This window comes from Mycobacterium triplex, from assembly GCF_000689255.1.
Taxonomy (GTDB): domain Bacteria; phylum Actinomycetota; class Actinomycetes; order Mycobacteriales; family Mycobacteriaceae; genus Mycobacterium; species Mycobacterium triplex.
This window is the reverse complement of the sequence record NZ_HG964446.1, coordinates 5,769,520-5,783,887: the sequence shown is the minus strand read 5'-3', so window position 1 is coordinate 5,783,887 and position 14,368 is coordinate 5,769,520. Positions and strand designations below refer to the sequence as shown.

The window sequence follows — 14,368 nt, the reverse complement described above, 5'->3', positions numbered from 1 at the left end:
TCCTCGTGAAATTGAGGCCGACTACCTAAGCAAGCACTTGCTTGGTACGCTAGCACAGTGACTCGCGCCGAAGCATCCGCCATCAATTTGGGATTGGCCGGCCGCGTGGTCCTGGTCACGGGTGGCGTTCGCGGAGTGGGCGCCGGAATCAGCGCGGTATTCGCCGAGCAGGGTGCGACCGTGATCACTTGCGCCCGCCGTGCCGTCGAGGGCCTGCCGTACGAGTTTCATCCGTGCGACATCCGCGACGAGGAAGCGGTCCAGGCGTTGATCGATACCATCGTGCAGCAGCACGGACAGCTCGACGTTGTGGTCAACAACGCCGGTGGATCGCCCTACGTGCTGACCGCGCAGTCCAGCCCCAAATTCAACCGCAAGATCATCGAGCTCAATCTCATTGGTGCACTGCTTGTTTCGCAGTTTGCCAACGAGAAGATGCAGGCCCAGTCGGGCGGCGGCGCCATCGTCAACATCTGCAGCCTGAGTGGTCGGCGGCCATCGCCGGGCACCGGTGCGTACGGCGCGGCCAAGGCCGGTCTGGAAAGTCTCACGCAGACGCTGGCGGTGGAATGGGGGCCCAAGGTCCGGGTGAACGCCTGCGTGGTCGGCATGGTCGAGACCGAACAGGCCGACCTGTTCTACGGCGATGCCGAGTCGATCGCGGCGATCTCCAAGAATGTGCCATTGGGCCGGATGGCCAAGCCCGAGGACGTCGGTTGGGCCGCAGCCTTTTTGGCGTCCGAGGCGGCGTCCTACATCAGCGGTGCCTCGCTGGAGGTGCACGGCGGTGGCGAGCCGCCGCACTATCTGGCCACAACGAACGCCAGCGCGATCAAGTAGAGGAGAGAGGGAAATATGGGCGTGGTCGACGGCCGTGTCGTCATTGTCACCGGAGCGGGCGGCGGGATCGGCCGCGCGCATGCGCTGGCCTTCGCGGCCGAAGGCGCGCGCGTGGTAGTCAATGACATCGGCGTGGGGCTGGACGGATCACCGGCAAGCGGCGGCAGTGCCGCGCAGACCGTGGTCGACGAGATCACTGCTGCCGGTGGCGAAGCCGTCGCCGACGGATCCGACATCTCGGACTGGGACCAAGCGGCCGCGCTGATTCAGACCGCGGTCGACACGTTTGGCGGACTGGACGTCCTGGTCAACAATGCCGGCATCGTGCGCGACCGGATGATGGCCAACACCAGCGAGGAAGAGTTCGACGCCGTCATCGCCGTGCACCTCAAGGGTCATTTCGCCACGATGCGCCACGCCGCGTCGTATTGGCGCGGGCTGTCCAAAGAGGGCAAAACCGTTGATGCGCGGATCATTAACACCAGCTCGGGTGCGGGCCTGCAGGGCAGCGTCGGGCAGGGTAACTACAGCGCCGCCAAGGCCGGCATCGCGGCGATGACGCTGGTCGCCGCCGCCGAGATGGGCCGCTACGGGGTCACGGTCAACGCGATCGCGCCGTCCGCCCGGACCCGGATGACCGAGACGGTGTTCGCCGAGATGATGGCGACGCAGGACCAGGCTTTCGACGCGATGGCACCGGAAAACGTGTCGCCCCTGGTGGTTTGGCTGGGCAGCGTCGAATCCCGCGATGTCACCGGCAAGGTGTTCGAGGTCGAAGGCGGCAAGATCCGCGTCGCCGAGGGCTGGGCGCACGGCCCGCAGATCGATAAGGGTGCGCGGTGGGATCCCGCCGAGCTGGGTCCCGTCGTCGCCGAACTGCTGGCCAAGTCGCGGCCGCCGGTCCCGGTGTACGGGTCTTAATCGGCTGACGCCGAACGTGCTCTGGTGGCGGGATTTTCGCCGATTCATCGCCACCAGAGCACGTTCGGCGAAAGCGCGGCTTAAGGGTCGCAGATGACGACCGGGATCACCCGGTCGGTCCAGGATTGGTAGTCGTCGAAGTTCGGATACATCGCCACCAGCTTGGGCCAATACGTGTTTTTCTCCTCGGCGGTTGCGTCACGCGCCCGCAGCGCCAGCACCTCGTCCTTGATCTGCACGGTCACTTTGGGATTGGCCTTGAGGTTCAGGTACCACATCGGGTGCTTGTCGCGGCCGCCCTGGGAGGCGACCAGTATGACGCGGTTGCCGTCGCGCAGGTAGAGCAGCGGACTCACGCGCGGCTCACCGGTTTTGCGGCCCGTCGTCGTCAGCAGCGCGACCGGGCTCTTCTGGAACACGCCGCCGAGCTTTCCGTTGCTGCGCTTGTAGATCCACGCGTTGCCCTTCGACATCCACTTGATAAAGAAGCCGACCACCGGCGAATTGAGAGATTTTGGCTTTTCCATGTTTTCCTAGCGCTGAATGAAGGGGTGAAACCGAACCTTGATGTGGTGGATTTCGGCTTGCCCGCTTGGACTTTCGGCGGGGATGACGAACGTCTCGTCCACCCGTGCGCCCACCCGGCGGCCGCCGAACGCCGCCTTGGTCAGCACCTCGTAGCGGGCACGCACCTCGTCGCCGGTGATGGAAAAGTCCGGCGGCGTCGTCTCGGCGAGGAGCCGGTACTGCGGTCCGCGATTGAGGCTGCGCCGCAGGTGGTTTCCGGAGAAGCCGTTCTTGAACCCCTGCTCGATGCGGGTGCATCCGGGCGCGAACGGAACCGCATCGCCGGTATGGCTGACAAGCGCATCGATGTATGCCCGCGCCGCGGCGATGCGGTTCTGCTCGGAGACGATCAATGCGTTAGATGCGCTCGATGATGGTGCCGGTGGACAGCGCGCCGCCGGCGCACATCGTGATCAGCGCGGTGGTCTGATCGGTGCGCTCCAGTTCGTGCAGCGCGGTGGTGATCAGCCGGCTGCCGGTGCTGCCCACCGGGTGGCCCAACGCGATCGCCCCGCCGTTGACGTTGACCTTGTCCATGTCGGGGTTGTGCACGCGCGCCCAGGACAGCACGACCGACGCAAAGGCCTCGTTGATCTCGGTGATGTCGATGTCGCCCATCTTCATGCCGGCCTTCTCCAGCACCTTGGCGGTCGACTGCACGGGGCCGTCCAGGTGGTAGTACGGCTCGGCGCCGACCAGCGCTTGGCTGACGATGCGCGCCCGGGGCTTCAGGCCCAGCGCCTTGGCCTTGTCCTCGTCCATCCACAGCACGGCCGCCGCGCCGTCGGAGATCTGCGACGAGGTGCCGGCGGTGTGGATGCCGCCCTCGAGCACCGGCTTCAGCGAGGCCAGGCCCTCCAGCGTGGTCTCGCGCAGGCCCTGGTCCTTGGTCACGACGTGACGGTCGCTGGTCGGCTGCTTGTTCTCGTCGAGCACCGGCGCCTCGATGCCGCTGATCTCGCGGTCGAACCGGCCCTCGGCCCAGGCCCGCTGCGCCTTGCGCTGCGAGTCGAAGCCGAACTGGTCGATCTCCTCGCGGGAGATGCCGCGGCGCTTGGCGATGCGCTCGGCGGCGGTGAACTGATCGGGCAGGTCGATGTCCCACGACGCGGGTCGCAGGATCCCCCGATCGGGGCCGGCGTTGGCGCCCAGCCCGACGCGGCTCATGGCCTCGATGCCGCACGCGATGCCGATGTCGATGGCACCGGCGGCGATCAGGCCCGCGATCAGACCGTTGGCCTGCTGGCTGCTGCCGCACTGGCAATCCACGGTCGCCGCACCGACGTGCTCGGGCAGGCCGGCGACCAGCCAGCTGACGCGGGTGATGTTGTTGGACTGCTCGCCGAACTGCGTGACGCAGCCGCCGATGATCTGCTCGACATCGCCGGCGTCAATACCGGCCTTCTCCACAAGAGCCTTTTGCGTGGCCCCCAGTAACTCGGTGGCGTGCAGACCGGACAGCCATCCGTTCCGCTTACCGATGGGGCTACGCGTGGCTTCAACGATGACAGGGTTACCCATTCCGTCAGGCTAGAACACGTTTCATTAGTCTGACAAGCGAGGATGGTGACCTGCCTTTTATCTGCGCAGAGGTCGTGTTTTACTGGCACTAGAACACGTTGCAATTGAGGAGCGCACGCACATGGCACCCCCCAACATTCCCGCAGACTTCGATTTCCTTGACCCCGACGTCAACCTCGCCGGGCTGCCCGTCAAGGAGCTCGCCGAGCTACGCAAGGCCGAGCCGATCCACTGGGTCGACATCCCGGGCGGTTCGGGCGGCTTCGAGGACCACGGCTACTGGATCGTCACCAAGCACGCCGACGTCAAAGAGGTGTCGCGCCGCAGCGACGTCTTCTCGAGCTGGTTGAACGGCGCGATTCCGACCTGGCCGCCCGAGATGAAGCGCGAGCAGGTCGAACTGCAGCGCAGCGTGATGCTCAACATGGACGCCCCCCACCACACCCGGTTGCGCAAGATCATCTCCCGCGGGTTCACCCCACGGGCCATCGGTCGCCTGGAGGCCGAACTGGCCCAGCGCGCCGAGAACATCGCCAAGAGTGCCGCTGCGGAGGGTGGCGGCGACTTCGTCGAACAGGTCTCGTGCGAGCTGCCGCTGCAGGCCATTGCGGGCCTGCTCGGTGTCCCGCAGGAGGACCGCGACAAGCTGTTCCGCTGGTCCAACGAAATGACCGGTGGCACCGACCCCGAGTACGCCACCGTTGACCCCGCGCAGTCGTCGATGGAACTGATCGCCTACGCCATGGCCATGGCCGAGGAGCGCGGCAAAAACCCCACCGACGACATCGTCACCACGCTCATCCAGGCCGACATCGAGGGCGAGAAGCTCTCCGACGACGAGTTCGGGTTTTTCGTGGTGATGCTCGCGGTGGCCGGCAACGAGACCACCCGCAACTCGATCACGCACGGCATGATCGCATTCGCCAACAACCCCGATCAGTGGGAGCTGTTCAAAAAGGAACGGCCCGCCACCGCGGCCGACGAGATCATCCGGTGGGCCACCCCGGTGTCGGCGTTCCAGCGCACCGCCAACGAGGACGTCAAGTTGGGTGGCGTGCTGATCAAGAAGGGGCAGCGGGTGGTGATGTCCTACCGGTCGGCCAACTTCGACGAAGACGTCTTCGAGGACCCGCACTCGTTCAACATCTTGCGCGATCCGAATCCGCACGTCGGCTTTGGCGGCACCGGCGCGCACTACTGCATCGGCGCGAACTTGGCCCGCATGACGATCAACCTGATCTTCAACGCGGTTGCCGATCAGATGCCGGACATCACGTCGGTCGGCGAACCCGAGCGGCTACGGTCAGGGTGGCTCAACGGCATCAAGCACTGGCAGGTCGACTACACGGGAAAGAGTGCGGTGACGTCTTAATGGACTTCGATCTCACTGCGACGCAACAAGCCGTCGCGGATGTGGCTACGTCGGTACTCGAAAGGGATTTGGGCTGGGACGCTTTGGTCAGTGGGGGTGTGACGGCGCTTCCGGTGCCCGAGCGCCTCGGCGGCGACGGCGTCGGGCTGCCCGAGGTCGCCACGGTGCTGACCGAGGTGGGCCGCCACGGCGCCGTCACGCCGGCGCTGGCCACACTGGGCTTCGGTGTGCTGCCGCTGCTGGATCTGGCATCCGATGAACAGCAGGACCGGTTCCTGGCCGGCTTGACTAAAGGGGCCAAGGGCGGGGTGCTGACCGCAGCACTCAACGAGCCCGGCTCGGCGCTGCCCGACCGGCCCGGCACAACCTTCGCCGATGGCCGGCTGTCGGGCACCAAAGTCGCTGTCGCCTATGCCGAGCAAGCCGATTGGATCATCGTGACGGCCGATACCGCGGTCGTCGTGGTATCGCCGAAGGCCGAGGGCGTGGAGCTGGTTGGAACCCCGACATCGACCGGCGCCGAGGAGTACACGGTGACGTTCGCCGCGGTCGCGGTTCCCGACACGGACGTGCTGGCCGGCGCCACCGCGCGCCGCGTCAACGAGCTGGCGTTGGCGGCGATCGGCGCCTTCACCGACGGGCTGGTGGCCGGCGCGCTGCGGTTGACGGCGGACTACGTGGCCGCGCGCAAGCAGTTCGGCAAGCCGCTGTCGACCTTCCAGACGGTGGCCGCGCAGCTGGCTCAGGTCTACATCGCTTCGCGCACCATCGATTTGGCGGCTAAGTCAGTGGTCTGGCGGCTGTCCGAAGGTCGGGACGCCAACGAAGATCTGGACGTGCTCGGCTACTGGATCACCTCGCAGGCCCCGCCGGTGATGCAGATCTGCCACCACCTGCACGGCGGCATGGGGATGGACATCACCTACCCCATGCACCGGTACTACTCCACGATCAAGGACCTCGCTCGTCTGCTGGGCGGGCCGTCTCATCGTCTCGACCTGGTGGGAGCGCAATGTTCATAGATCTGACTCCCGAGCAGCGCCAGCTGCAAGCGGAGCTTCGCGAATACTTCTCGAACCTGATTTCGCCCGAAGAGGCGAAAGCCATGGAGTCCGACCGTCACAACGACGCCTATCGCGCCGTGATCCGCCGCATGGGCCAGGACCGCAAGCTCGGCGTCGGATGGCCAAAAGAGTTCGGCGGCTTGGGTTTCGGCCCGATCGAGCAGTCGATCTTCGTCAACGAGGCGCACCGGGCCGACGTGCCGCTGCCCGCGGTGACGCTGCAGACCGTCGGCCCGACCCTGCAGCAGTACGGCAGCGAGCTGCAGAAGAAGAAGTTCCTGCCCGCCATCCTGGCCGGCGAGGTGCACTTCGCCATCGGCTACACCGAGCCGGAGGCCGGCACCGACTTGGCATCGCTGCGTACCACCGCGGTGCGCCAGGGCGACGAGTACATCGTCAACGGCCAGAAGGTCTTCACCACCGGCGCCCACGACGCCGACTACATCTGGCTGGCCTGCCGAACCGACCCGGAAGCCGTTAAGCACAAGGGCATTTCGATCCTGATCGTCGACACCAAGGATCCCGGCTACTCCTGGACGCCGATCATCCTGTCCGACGGCGCCCACCACACCAACGCCACGTACTACAACGACGTGCGGGTGCCGGCCGACATGCTGGTCGGCGAGGAAAACGGCGGATGGCGGCTGATCACCACCCAGCTCAACAACGAGCGCGTGATGCTCGGCCCGGCCGGGCGTACCGCCGGCATCTACGACCGGTTGCACGCCTGGGCATCCAAGCCCGGCGGCGACGGTGTAACCCCGATCGACCACTCCGACGTCAAGCGGGCGCTCGGAGAGATCTACTCGATGTGGCGAATCAACGAGCTGCTCAACTGGCAGGTCGCAGCCGCGGGCGAGGAGATCAACGTGGCCGATGCCGCGTCGACGAAAGTCTTTGGGACCGAGAGCATTCAGTACATCGGCCGGCTCGCCGAGGAGATCGTCGGCAAATACGGCAACCCCGCCGAGTCGGACACCGCCGAACTGCTTCGGTGGCTCGACTCGCAGACCAAGCGCAATCTGGTGATCACCTTCGGTGGAGGCGTGAACGAAGTGATGCGGGAAATGATCGCGGCGGCCGGCCTTAAAGTGCCGAGGGTGCCTCGATGACCGATATCAAGGAAGCGGTCGCGGAGATCACCGCCACCGTTGTCGCCGCGCCGCGCGACGCCCGGGATCCGGTGAACCAGCCGATCATCAACAACTGGGTCGAGGCCCTGGGCGACCGCAACCCGATCTATGTGGACGAGGCCGCCGCCAAGGCCGCCGGTCACCCCGGGATCGTCGCCCCGCCGGCCATGATCCAGGTGTGGACGATGTTCGGGCAGGGCGGCGAGCGCCCGACTGACGACCCCATGGGCCCGATCATGCAGTTGTTCGACGACGCCGGCTACATCGGCGTGGTCGCCACCAACTGCGAGCAGACCTACCACCGGTATCTGCGTCCCGGTGAGCGGGTCACCATCCATTCCGAGATGCGCGACGTCGTCGGCCCCAAGCAGACCGGGCTCGGTGAGGGCTGGTTCATCAACCAGCACATCACCTGGCGGGTCGGCGACGAGGATGTCGCCGAGATGGCTTGGCGCATTCTGAAATTCAAGCCGCGCGAGGATGCTTCGGCGTCGTCGGTGCCGGAAGACCTGGACGCCGACGCCATGATGCGTCCGGCGCTGTCGCGTGACACCGCCTTCTTCTGGGAGGGCGTCAAGGCGCACGAGTTGCGCATCCAGCGGCGGCCCGACGGCAGCCTGCAGCACCCGCCGGTTCCGGCGGTGTGGCAGGACAAGGCTGATCCCATCGACTACGTGGTGGCCAGCGGTCGGGGCACGCTGTACAGCTACGTCGTGCACCATGCGCCGAAGGTGCCCGGGCGCACGTTGCCCTTCGTGATCGCCCTGGTCGAACTCGAAGAGGGCGTTCGTATGCTCGGCGAACTGCGCGGCGTCGACCATGCCGAAATCAAAATCGGAATGCCGGTTCGCGCAACCTATATCGACTTCCCGGCCGGTGAATCCGGCCCGGAGTGGAGCCTTTACGCCTGGGAGCCGGACGCATGAGCGCACCTGTCGTGGAAGTGGGCACCATCCTGCCCGAACTCCAGCTGGAGGGTTCGCCGACTTTCATCATCTCAACAGCCTTGGCCACCAGAGACTTTCAGGATGTGCATCATGATCGGGACCTGGCGCAAGCCAAGGGTTCCAAGGATATCTTCGTCAACATCCTGACCGACACCGGATTGGTGCAGCGGTACGTCACCGACTGGGCGGGGCCTACGGCGTTGATCAAATCGATCGGGCTGCGGCTCGGCGTGCCGTGGTATGCCTACGACACCGTCACTTTCTCCGGCGAGGTGACTGCCGTCGACGACGGCCTGATCACGTTGAAGGTGTTCGGCCGCAACAGCCTTGGCGACCACGTCATCGCGAACGTGACGCTGACGATCGGGGGTGCCTGATGTTGTCGGGTAAGGCTGCGATCGTCGGCATCGGTGCCACCGACTTCTCCAAGGACTCCGGCCGCAGCGAGCTGCGGCTCGCGGCCGAAGCGGTTCTGGATGCGCTGGACGACGCCGGGTTGAGCCCGTCGGACGTCGACGGCCTGACCACGTTCACGATGGACTCCAACAAGGAGATCGCTGTAGCTCGTGCCACGGGCATTGGGGACTTGAAGTTCTTTTCCCAGGTCCACTACGGCGGCGGTGCGGCGTGCGGGACGATCTTGCACGCGGCGATGGCCGTTGCGACCGGTGTGGCCGACGTCGTGGTGGCGTACCGCGCGTTCAACGAACGTTCCGGCATGCGATTCGGCCAGGTGCAGACCCGGTTGGTGGGAAATGCTGCGGTTGAAGCGGATTCGACGGCGGCCGACAATTCCTTCTCGTATCCGCATGGGTTGTCGACGCCGGCGGCGCAGGTCGCGATGATCGCTCAGCGGTACATGCACTGGTCCGGCGCGACCAGCAGGGACTTCGGCGCCATTTCGGTGGCAGACCGCAGGCACGCGGCCAAGAACCCCAAGGCTTACTTCTACGAGAAGCCGATAACCATTGAGGACCACCAGAATTCGCGGTGGATCGCCGAGCCGCTGCGGTTGCTGGACTGCTGCCAGGAGACCGACGGAGCGGTCGCAATCGTGGTGACGTCGCCGGAGCGCGCGAAGGACCTCAAGCAGCGACCGGCGATCATCGAAGCCGCTGCCCAGGGTTCCAGCCCGGACCAGTACACGATGGTCAGCTACTACCGCCCCGAGTTGGGTCTGCCCGAGATGGGGCTAGTCGGTCAGCAGATGTGGCAGCAATCCGGTCTGAAGCCGACCGACATCCAGACCGCGATTCTTTACGACCACTTCACGCCCTTCACGCTGATTCAGTTGGAGGAGTTGGGTTTCTGCCGCCGCGGCGAGGCCAAGGACTTCATCGCCAACGGTGCGGTCGAGATCGGCGGGCGGCTGCCCATCAACACCCACGGCGGTCAGCTGGGCGAGGCCTACATCCACGGGATGAACGGCATCGCGGAGGGTGTGCGGCAACTGCGGGGGACATCGGTGAACCCGGTGCCCGACGTCGAGCACGTACTCGTCACCGCCGGAACCGGTGTACCGACGTCGGGGTTGATCCTGGGGTAAGTGTTGTACGGCTGGCCGCCTGCTCGCCGAACGTGACGGGGCAGTCACGCTGGAGCTCGAACGTGACGGTGCCGTCACGTTCGGGGCTGTGTCGGTGGCCGCTGGCACACTGCCGCCATGGGGGAACCATTTATCGGCAGTGAGGCGGTCACTGCCGGCATACAGTCACACAGCCAGTTGCGACGACGATTCACGCGAGTGTTTCGCGATGTCTATGTCGACCAAGGCACCGAGCTGACGCCTGCGCTGCGGGCGCGCAGCGCATGGCTGTGGTCTCGACGTCGCGGCGTCATCGCCGGATTCACCGCTGCGGCGCTGCATGGCAGCAAGTGGATCGATACTGCGCGGCCTGTCGACATCATTCATGACAACCGGCATTCGTTACCAGGATTGCAGATCTGGGGCGACCGGCTTGATAGCGACGAGTTCGATCTGATGGACGGCGTACCGGTGACTACTGCCGCCCGCACCGCGCTCGACTTGGCCTGCTGGTATCCGACCACGACAGCAGTGGCCGCGGTCGACTCTCTGGCGCGCGCGAGCGATTTGAAGATGCCTGACGTGGAATTGCTCGCGGCTCGATATCGCGGACGTCGGGGACTTGAGCGCGCTCGCAGGTCACTCGATCTCGTCGACGCCGGCGCTCAGTCTCCGAAGGAGACGTGGTTGCGGCTTGTGCTTGTGCAGGCTGGGCTGCCGCGGCCGCAAACGCAGATTCCGGTCATCGATGAATTTGGCAGTGCAATCGCATATCTAGACATGGGCTGGGAGGACATCAAAGTCGCGGTTGAGTACGACGGTGATCATCACCGCAGCGATCGTTCGCAATTCGGCTGGGATATCAGACGACTGGAGCGGTTGCAGCATCGCGGATGGATCGTGATCAGGGTTGTCGCGGGAGATCGACCGGCTGACATTGTGCGTCGGGTCCGCTCAGCCCGCGCCCGGCGAGCGTGACGCTGCAGTCACGCTGGAGCTCGATCGTGACTGCAGCGTCACATTCGAGGCTGGCCGGGTGCTTGGCCCCCGCGAAAGGGCCCTAGGCCGGAACCAGTTCGACGCCGCTGAGCACCACTGCGTTGTCGCGCGACGGCGCGACAACGCCAGCTACAAAACGGCCGTCCTCTTTCCAGACGTTGACGCGCAACGTCTCGCCGGGATACGCGACTCCGGCAAAGCGTGCGCCATAGGCAGAAACCGCGGAAGTGTCGCCGTCCAGCAGTGCATCGGTGATGGCCTTGCATGTCATGCCATAGGTGCACAGCCCATGCAGAATCGGCTGGGAAAACCCTGCGGCAGCAGCGAATTGGGGGTCTGAGTGGAGCGGATTGCGGTCGCCGCACAGCCGGTAGAGCAGCGCCTGCTGCGGTAGGATCGGCACATCTACCTCGAGATCCGGAGCCCGATCGGGCGCCCCGTCCGACGACGAAGGCCCGCGCTCACCGCCGAATCCGCCCTCACCGCGGGCGAAGATCGACCGTCGCTGCGTCCACAGCACGGTGCCGTCCGGCGCGGACGCCGTCGTCTCGCTCCAGATCACCGCGGCCTTGCCCTTGTCCCAGATATCGGTGAAGCGGGTGACGGCCGTGGCGGAGCCCGACGGCGGTAGCGGCCCGGGCACCTCGATCCGCTCGCTGGCGTGCAGCACCTTGCTCAGCTCGATGTCGATGCCGGGGAACTGCACCGTCGGCGGCTTGGTCATGTGAAAGGACGCCGCGACATTGCCGAACGTCGGCAGCACCTGCGGAGTGTCATCGATCAGGTAGCGCAGCTCGCGGGGGTCCATCGGGTCGGCGCCCGCACCGAGCCCAAGGTGATACAGCTGGATATCGCTGCTGGACCAAGAGAATTCGAGCGGCTCCAGCTCGGCGGCCAGCGCGACCTCTACGTCGATCGGCATGTCAGTTCTCTCCCGCGATGTGCAGCGCGGCGAGGTACCCGAAGGTCATCGCCGGGCCAATGGTGCCGCCCGGACCCGGATAGGTGTGTCCCATCACCGGCGCGCTGACGTTGCCGGCAGCGTACAGGCCGTCGATGATGCTGCCGTCGTCGCGCAGCGCCCGGCCGTGGACATCGGTACGGATGCCGCCCTTGGTCCCCAGATCTCCGGGCACCATCTTGGCGGCGTAATACGGCGCGTGGGTGAGCTCACCGAGATTCGGGTTGGGCTTGTTGGTGGGATCGCCGTAGTACTTGTCGTACGCGCTCTCGCCGCGGTGGAAGTCCTCGTCGACACCGGTACGGGCGAAGCCGTTGAATCGCGCGACGGTGGCGGTGAACTCGGCGACCGGCAGGCCCGCCTTCTCGGCCAGCTCCTCAAGCGTGTCGGCCTTGATGATGACGCCGGATTCCATCCATTTGTTCGGAATGCGTTGTCCGGGCTGTAATCCCGCGAAGATGTAACGGTCGCGGTACTGCTGGTCGAACACCAGCCAGGCGGGAATGTTCTCGCCCGGACCCGGTCCCTGTCCGAATTCTCCGCCGTACATGTGGTGGCAGGCTTCGACGTAGGGCATCGACTCGTTCATGAACCGCTTGCCGGACATGTTGACGATGATGGAGCCCGGTGAGTTGCGCTCCGACAACGCGAACCACGGCGCACCCACCAGCGGCACGGTCGGGCCCCACCAGGCGTCTTCCATGATATCCAGTGCGGCGCCCAGCTTTTCACCGGCAATGATGCCGTCACCGGTGTTCGCCTTGGCGCCGACGGTCCATTCGGTGGTGATCGGTGCGCGCTGGTATTTCACCCGCATCTGCTCGTTGTGCTCGAAGCCGCCACTGGCCAGGATCACGCCGCGCCGGGCCCGGATCAGCTGCGGCTCGGCCGATTCGGACTCGCCGGCGGAACGCACGTAGACACCCCGAACGACGCCGTCCTCGACGTACAGATCGGTCAAAGCGGTGTTCAGCCGGACCGGGACCCCGGCCCGCTGCAAGCCAATACGCAACGGGCCGATCAGGGCCCGGCCCATACCGACCAGGTTTTTGCCGGTCGCCTTCGCCCACATGGTGCGGGCGCCGACCTTCAAACTGCGCAGCACTCCTCGCGGGTGTCGCTTCAGCATGTTCAGTCGCACGTAGTCCTGCTGCATCACAACCACATTGAGTGGCACCTTGCCATAAGCGGGTTCAAGTCCGGCTTCATCTGGACCGAGCTTGCGCGCGTTGAACGGTTTGGGCTCGATCGAGCGGCCCTCCGCGCGACCGCCGGGAGCCTCCGGGTAGTAGTCGGAGTAACGCGGCACCCAGCACATCTTCAGCGGCGTGTTCTTCAGCACGAACGACAGCATCTCGGGGCCGCGCTGCAAGTAGGTGTCGATGCGCTCCGGCTCGACGACATCACCGACGATGCCGTGCAGGTAGGTGCGCGCGGCCTCGGGTGTGTCTTTCACCCCGTCGCGTTTGAGGACCTCGTTGTTCGGGATCCACACGCCACCCCCTGAGCGTGCGGTGGAGCCGCCGAAATGCGGGGCCTTCTCGATGACTAAGGTCGAAAGGCCTCGGTGTGCGGCGGCGAGGGCAGCGACCATACCGGCTCCGCCGCTCCCGACCACGACGACGTCGTACTCCTGCGCTGTCATGTAGAACACGTTATAGAATTGCCCGGGCTGGCCGCTACCGGCCCGGTCAAACGGACGAGGGGACTTCGGTAAATGCTCAGTGTTGCGACCCGCGACGAGCTGGCTGCCGACCTGGCGCAAGCCGAGCGCAGCCGCGAGCCGATCGCTCCGTTGACGTCCGCCCACCCCGACATCGACGTCGTCGACGCCTACGAAATCCAGCTGATCAACATCCGGCAGCGGGTCGCCGAGGGCGCTCGGGTGCTGGGTCACAAGGTCGGCCTGTCCAGCAAGGCGATGCAGCAGATGATGGGCGTCGACGAGCCCGACTACGGCCACTTGCTCGACGAGATGCAGGTGTTCGAGGACATCCCAGTCAGGGCGGACAGATACCTGTACCCACGGGTGGAGGTCGAGGTCGGATTCATCCTGGCCGACGACCTGCCGGGCGCCGGGTGCACCGAAGAGGACGTGCTGGCGGCCACCGAAGCCCTGGTGCCCTCGATCGAGTTGATCGACACCCGGATCACCGACTGGAAGATCGCGTTGTGCGACACCATCGCCGACAACGCCTCATCGGCGGGGTACGTGCTGGGTAAGACCCGGGTATCGCCGGCCGACATCGATGTCAAGACGATCGATGCGGTGCTCACCCGCAATGGCGAGGTGATCGCCGAGGGCCGCAGCGACGCCGTGTTGGGCAATCCGGTGACCGCGGTGGCGTGGCTGGCCCGCAAAGTGGAAAGCTTTGGGGTGAGGCTGCGTAAAGGTGACGTAGTGCTGCCCGGATCGTGCACTCGAGCGATCGACGCCCGCGCCGGTGACGACTTTGTCGCGGAGTTCACGGGCCTTGGTTCGGTCCATTTGTCGTTCGAATAGGCTCGGATTAGTTTT

At 65.5% G+C, this 14,368-nt stretch carries 15 protein-coding genes; 10 read left to right on the top strand and 5 right to left on the bottom strand.

Annotated features, from left to right (window positions below; genetic code table 11):
* Window positions 1–81: 81 nt before the first annotated feature.
* Both BN973_RS26895 and BN973_RS26890 read left to right on the top strand, forming a co-directional pair.
* Window positions 82–840, top strand: coding sequence for an SDR family oxidoreductase (locus BN973_RS26895; RefSeq protein WP_036473146.1), 759 nt, complete (start codon window positions 82–84; stop codon window positions 838–840).
* Window positions 841–855: 15 nt separating this feature from the next.
* A complete protein-coding gene (locus BN973_RS26890) occupies window positions 856–1,761 on the top strand; it encodes an SDR family oxidoreductase (RefSeq protein WP_036471764.1) in 906 nt (301 codons plus the stop codon).
* Between the two features lie 80 nt (window positions 1,762–1,841).
* Here the strand turns inward: BN973_RS26890 and BN973_RS26885 are convergent, their stop codons facing one another.
* From BN973_RS26885 to BN973_RS26875, 3 genes are read right to left on the bottom strand one after another with little or no spacing between them, the layout of a single operon-like run.
* Window positions 1,842–2,288, bottom strand: a complete 447-nt coding sequence (locus BN973_RS26885; RefSeq protein ID WP_036471763.1) for a nitroreductase family deazaflavin-dependent oxidoreductase — start codon at window positions 2,286–2,288, stop codon at window positions 1,842–1,844.
* 6 nt (window positions 2,289–2,294) lie between these two features.
* Complete coding sequence (locus BN973_RS26880; protein WP_036471762.1) at window positions 2,295–2,681, bottom strand: hypothetical protein; 387 nt, start codon at window positions 2,679–2,681, stop codon at window positions 2,295–2,297.
* A 4-nt stretch (window positions 2,682–2,685) separates the two neighbouring features.
* Window positions 2,686–3,849 carry a steroid 3-ketoacyl-CoA thiolase gene (locus tag BN973_RS26875; protein WP_036471761.1) on the bottom strand — a complete coding sequence of 388 codons (1,164 nt, stop codon included), beginning with the start codon at window positions 3,847–3,849 and terminating at the stop codon, window positions 2,686–2,688.
* A 121-nt stretch (window positions 3,850–3,970) separates the two neighbouring features.
* Between BN973_RS26875 and BN973_RS26870 the strand changes: the two genes are divergently transcribed.
* The 7 genes from BN973_RS26870 to BN973_RS26840 all read left to right on the top strand — a co-directional run bounded on the left by BN973_RS26870 (window position 3,971) and on the right by BN973_RS26840 (window position 10,868).
* On the top strand, window positions 3,971–5,221 hold the full coding sequence (locus BN973_RS26870) for a cytochrome P450 (RefSeq protein ID WP_036471760.1): 1,251 nt from the start codon (window positions 3,971–3,973) through the stop codon (window positions 5,219–5,221).
* Window positions 5,221–6,243, top strand: coding sequence for an acyl-CoA dehydrogenase family protein (locus tag BN973_RS26865; RefSeq protein WP_036471759.1), 1,023 nt, complete (start codon window positions 5,221–5,223; stop codon window positions 6,241–6,243). The genes BN973_RS26870 and BN973_RS26865 overlap by 1 nt, the downstream gene beginning before the upstream one ends.
* On the top strand, window positions 6,234–7,397 hold the full coding sequence (gene fadE29, locus BN973_RS26860) for an acyl-CoA dehydrogenase FadE29 (RefSeq protein WP_036471758.1): 1,164 nt from the start codon (window positions 6,234–6,236) through the stop codon (window positions 7,395–7,397). Before BN973_RS26865 ends, fadE29 begins: the two co-directional genes overlap by 10 nt.
* Window positions 7,394–8,344, top strand: coding sequence for a bifunctional MaoC family dehydratase N-terminal/OB-fold nucleic acid binding domain-containing protein (locus BN973_RS26855; RefSeq protein WP_036471757.1), 951 nt, complete (start codon window positions 7,394–7,396; stop codon window positions 8,342–8,344). Before fadE29 ends, BN973_RS26855 begins: the two co-directional genes overlap by 4 nt.
* Window positions 8,341–8,742: a MaoC family dehydratase gene (locus tag BN973_RS26850; protein WP_036471756.1), complete on the top strand. Its 402-nt coding sequence runs from the start codon at window positions 8,341–8,343 to the stop codon at window positions 8,740–8,742. The genes BN973_RS26855 and BN973_RS26850 overlap by 4 nt, the downstream gene beginning before the upstream one ends.
* Complete coding sequence (locus BN973_RS26845; protein ID WP_036471755.1) at window positions 8,742–9,911, top strand: lipid-transfer protein; 1,170 nt, start codon at window positions 8,742–8,744, stop codon at window positions 9,909–9,911. Before BN973_RS26850 ends, BN973_RS26845 begins: the two co-directional genes overlap by 1 nt.
* 117 nt (window positions 9,912–10,028) lie before the next feature.
* Window positions 10,029–10,868 carry a hypothetical protein gene (locus BN973_RS26840; protein ID WP_036471754.1) on the top strand — a complete coding sequence of 280 codons (840 nt, stop codon included), beginning with the start codon at window positions 10,029–10,031 and terminating at the stop codon, window positions 10,866–10,868.
* A gap of 82 nt (window positions 10,869–10,950) precedes the next feature.
* Here BN973_RS26840 and BN973_RS26835 read toward each other — a convergent pair whose 3' ends face one another.
* Window positions 10,951–11,811, bottom strand: a complete 861-nt coding sequence (locus BN973_RS26835; protein ID WP_036471753.1) for a MaoC/PaaZ C-terminal domain-containing protein — start codon at window positions 11,809–11,811, stop codon at window positions 10,951–10,953.
* A gap of 1 nt (window position 11,812) precedes the next feature.
* Window positions 11,813–13,495, bottom strand: a complete 1,683-nt coding sequence (gene kstD, locus BN973_RS26830) for a 3-oxosteroid 1-dehydrogenase (protein WP_036473142.1) — start codon at window positions 13,493–13,495, stop codon at window positions 11,813–11,815.
* Between the two features lie 72 nt (window positions 13,496–13,567).
* On the opposite strand from kstD, the gene BN973_RS26825 reads away from it, so the two are divergent.
* Entirely contained in the window at window positions 13,568–14,353 is a 786-nt protein-coding gene (locus tag BN973_RS26825; protein WP_036471752.1) for a 2-keto-4-pentenoate hydratase, read from the top strand.
* The last annotated feature ends 15 nt before the right edge of the window (window positions 14,354–14,368 follow it).

Bases quoted from the DNA above. Each gene is read 5' to 3' on its own strand.
- BN973_RS26890 (WP_036471764.1), top strand. From the start codon at position 856: ATGGGCGTGGTCGACGGCCGTGTCGTCATTGTCACCGGAGCGGGCGGC.
- BN973_RS26885 (WP_036471763.1), bottom strand. From the start codon at position 2,288: ATGGAAAAGCCAAAATCTCTCAATTCGCCGGTGGTCGGCTTCTTTATC.
- BN973_RS26875 (WP_036471761.1), bottom strand. From the start codon at position 3,849: ATGGGTAACCCTGTCATCGTTGAAGCCACGCGTAGCCCCATCGGTAAG.
- BN973_RS26870 (WP_036471760.1), top strand. From the start codon at position 3,971: ATGGCACCCCCCAACATTCCCGCAGACTTCGATTTCCTTGACCCCGAC.
- BN973_RS26865 (WP_036471759.1), top strand. From the start codon at position 5,221: ATGGACTTCGATCTCACTGCGACGCAACAAGCCGTCGCGGATGTGGCT.
- fadE29 (WP_036471758.1), top strand. From the start codon at position 6,234: ATGTTCATAGATCTGACTCCCGAGCAGCGCCAGCTGCAAGCGGAGCTT.
- BN973_RS26855 (WP_036471757.1), top strand. From the start codon at position 7,394: ATGACCGATATCAAGGAAGCGGTCGCGGAGATCACCGCCACCGTTGTC.
- BN973_RS26850 (WP_036471756.1), top strand. From the start codon at position 8,341: ATGAGCGCACCTGTCGTGGAAGTGGGCACCATCCTGCCCGAACTCCAG.
- BN973_RS26845 (WP_036471755.1), top strand. From the start codon at position 8,742: ATGTTGTCGGGTAAGGCTGCGATCGTCGGCATCGGTGCCACCGACTTC.
- BN973_RS26840 (WP_036471754.1), top strand. From the start codon at position 10,029: ATGGGGGAACCATTTATCGGCAGTGAGGCGGTCACTGCCGGCATACAG.
- BN973_RS26835 (WP_036471753.1), bottom strand. From the start codon at position 11,811: ATGCCGATCGACGTAGAGGTCGCGCTGGCCGCCGAGCTGGAGCCGCTC.
- kstD (WP_036473142.1), bottom strand. From the start codon at position 13,495: ATGACAGCGCAGGAGTACGACGTCGTCGTGGTCGGGAGCGGCGGAGCC.
- BN973_RS26825 (WP_036471752.1), top strand. From the start codon at position 13,568: ATGCTCAGTGTTGCGACCCGCGACGAGCTGGCTGCCGACCTGGCGCAA.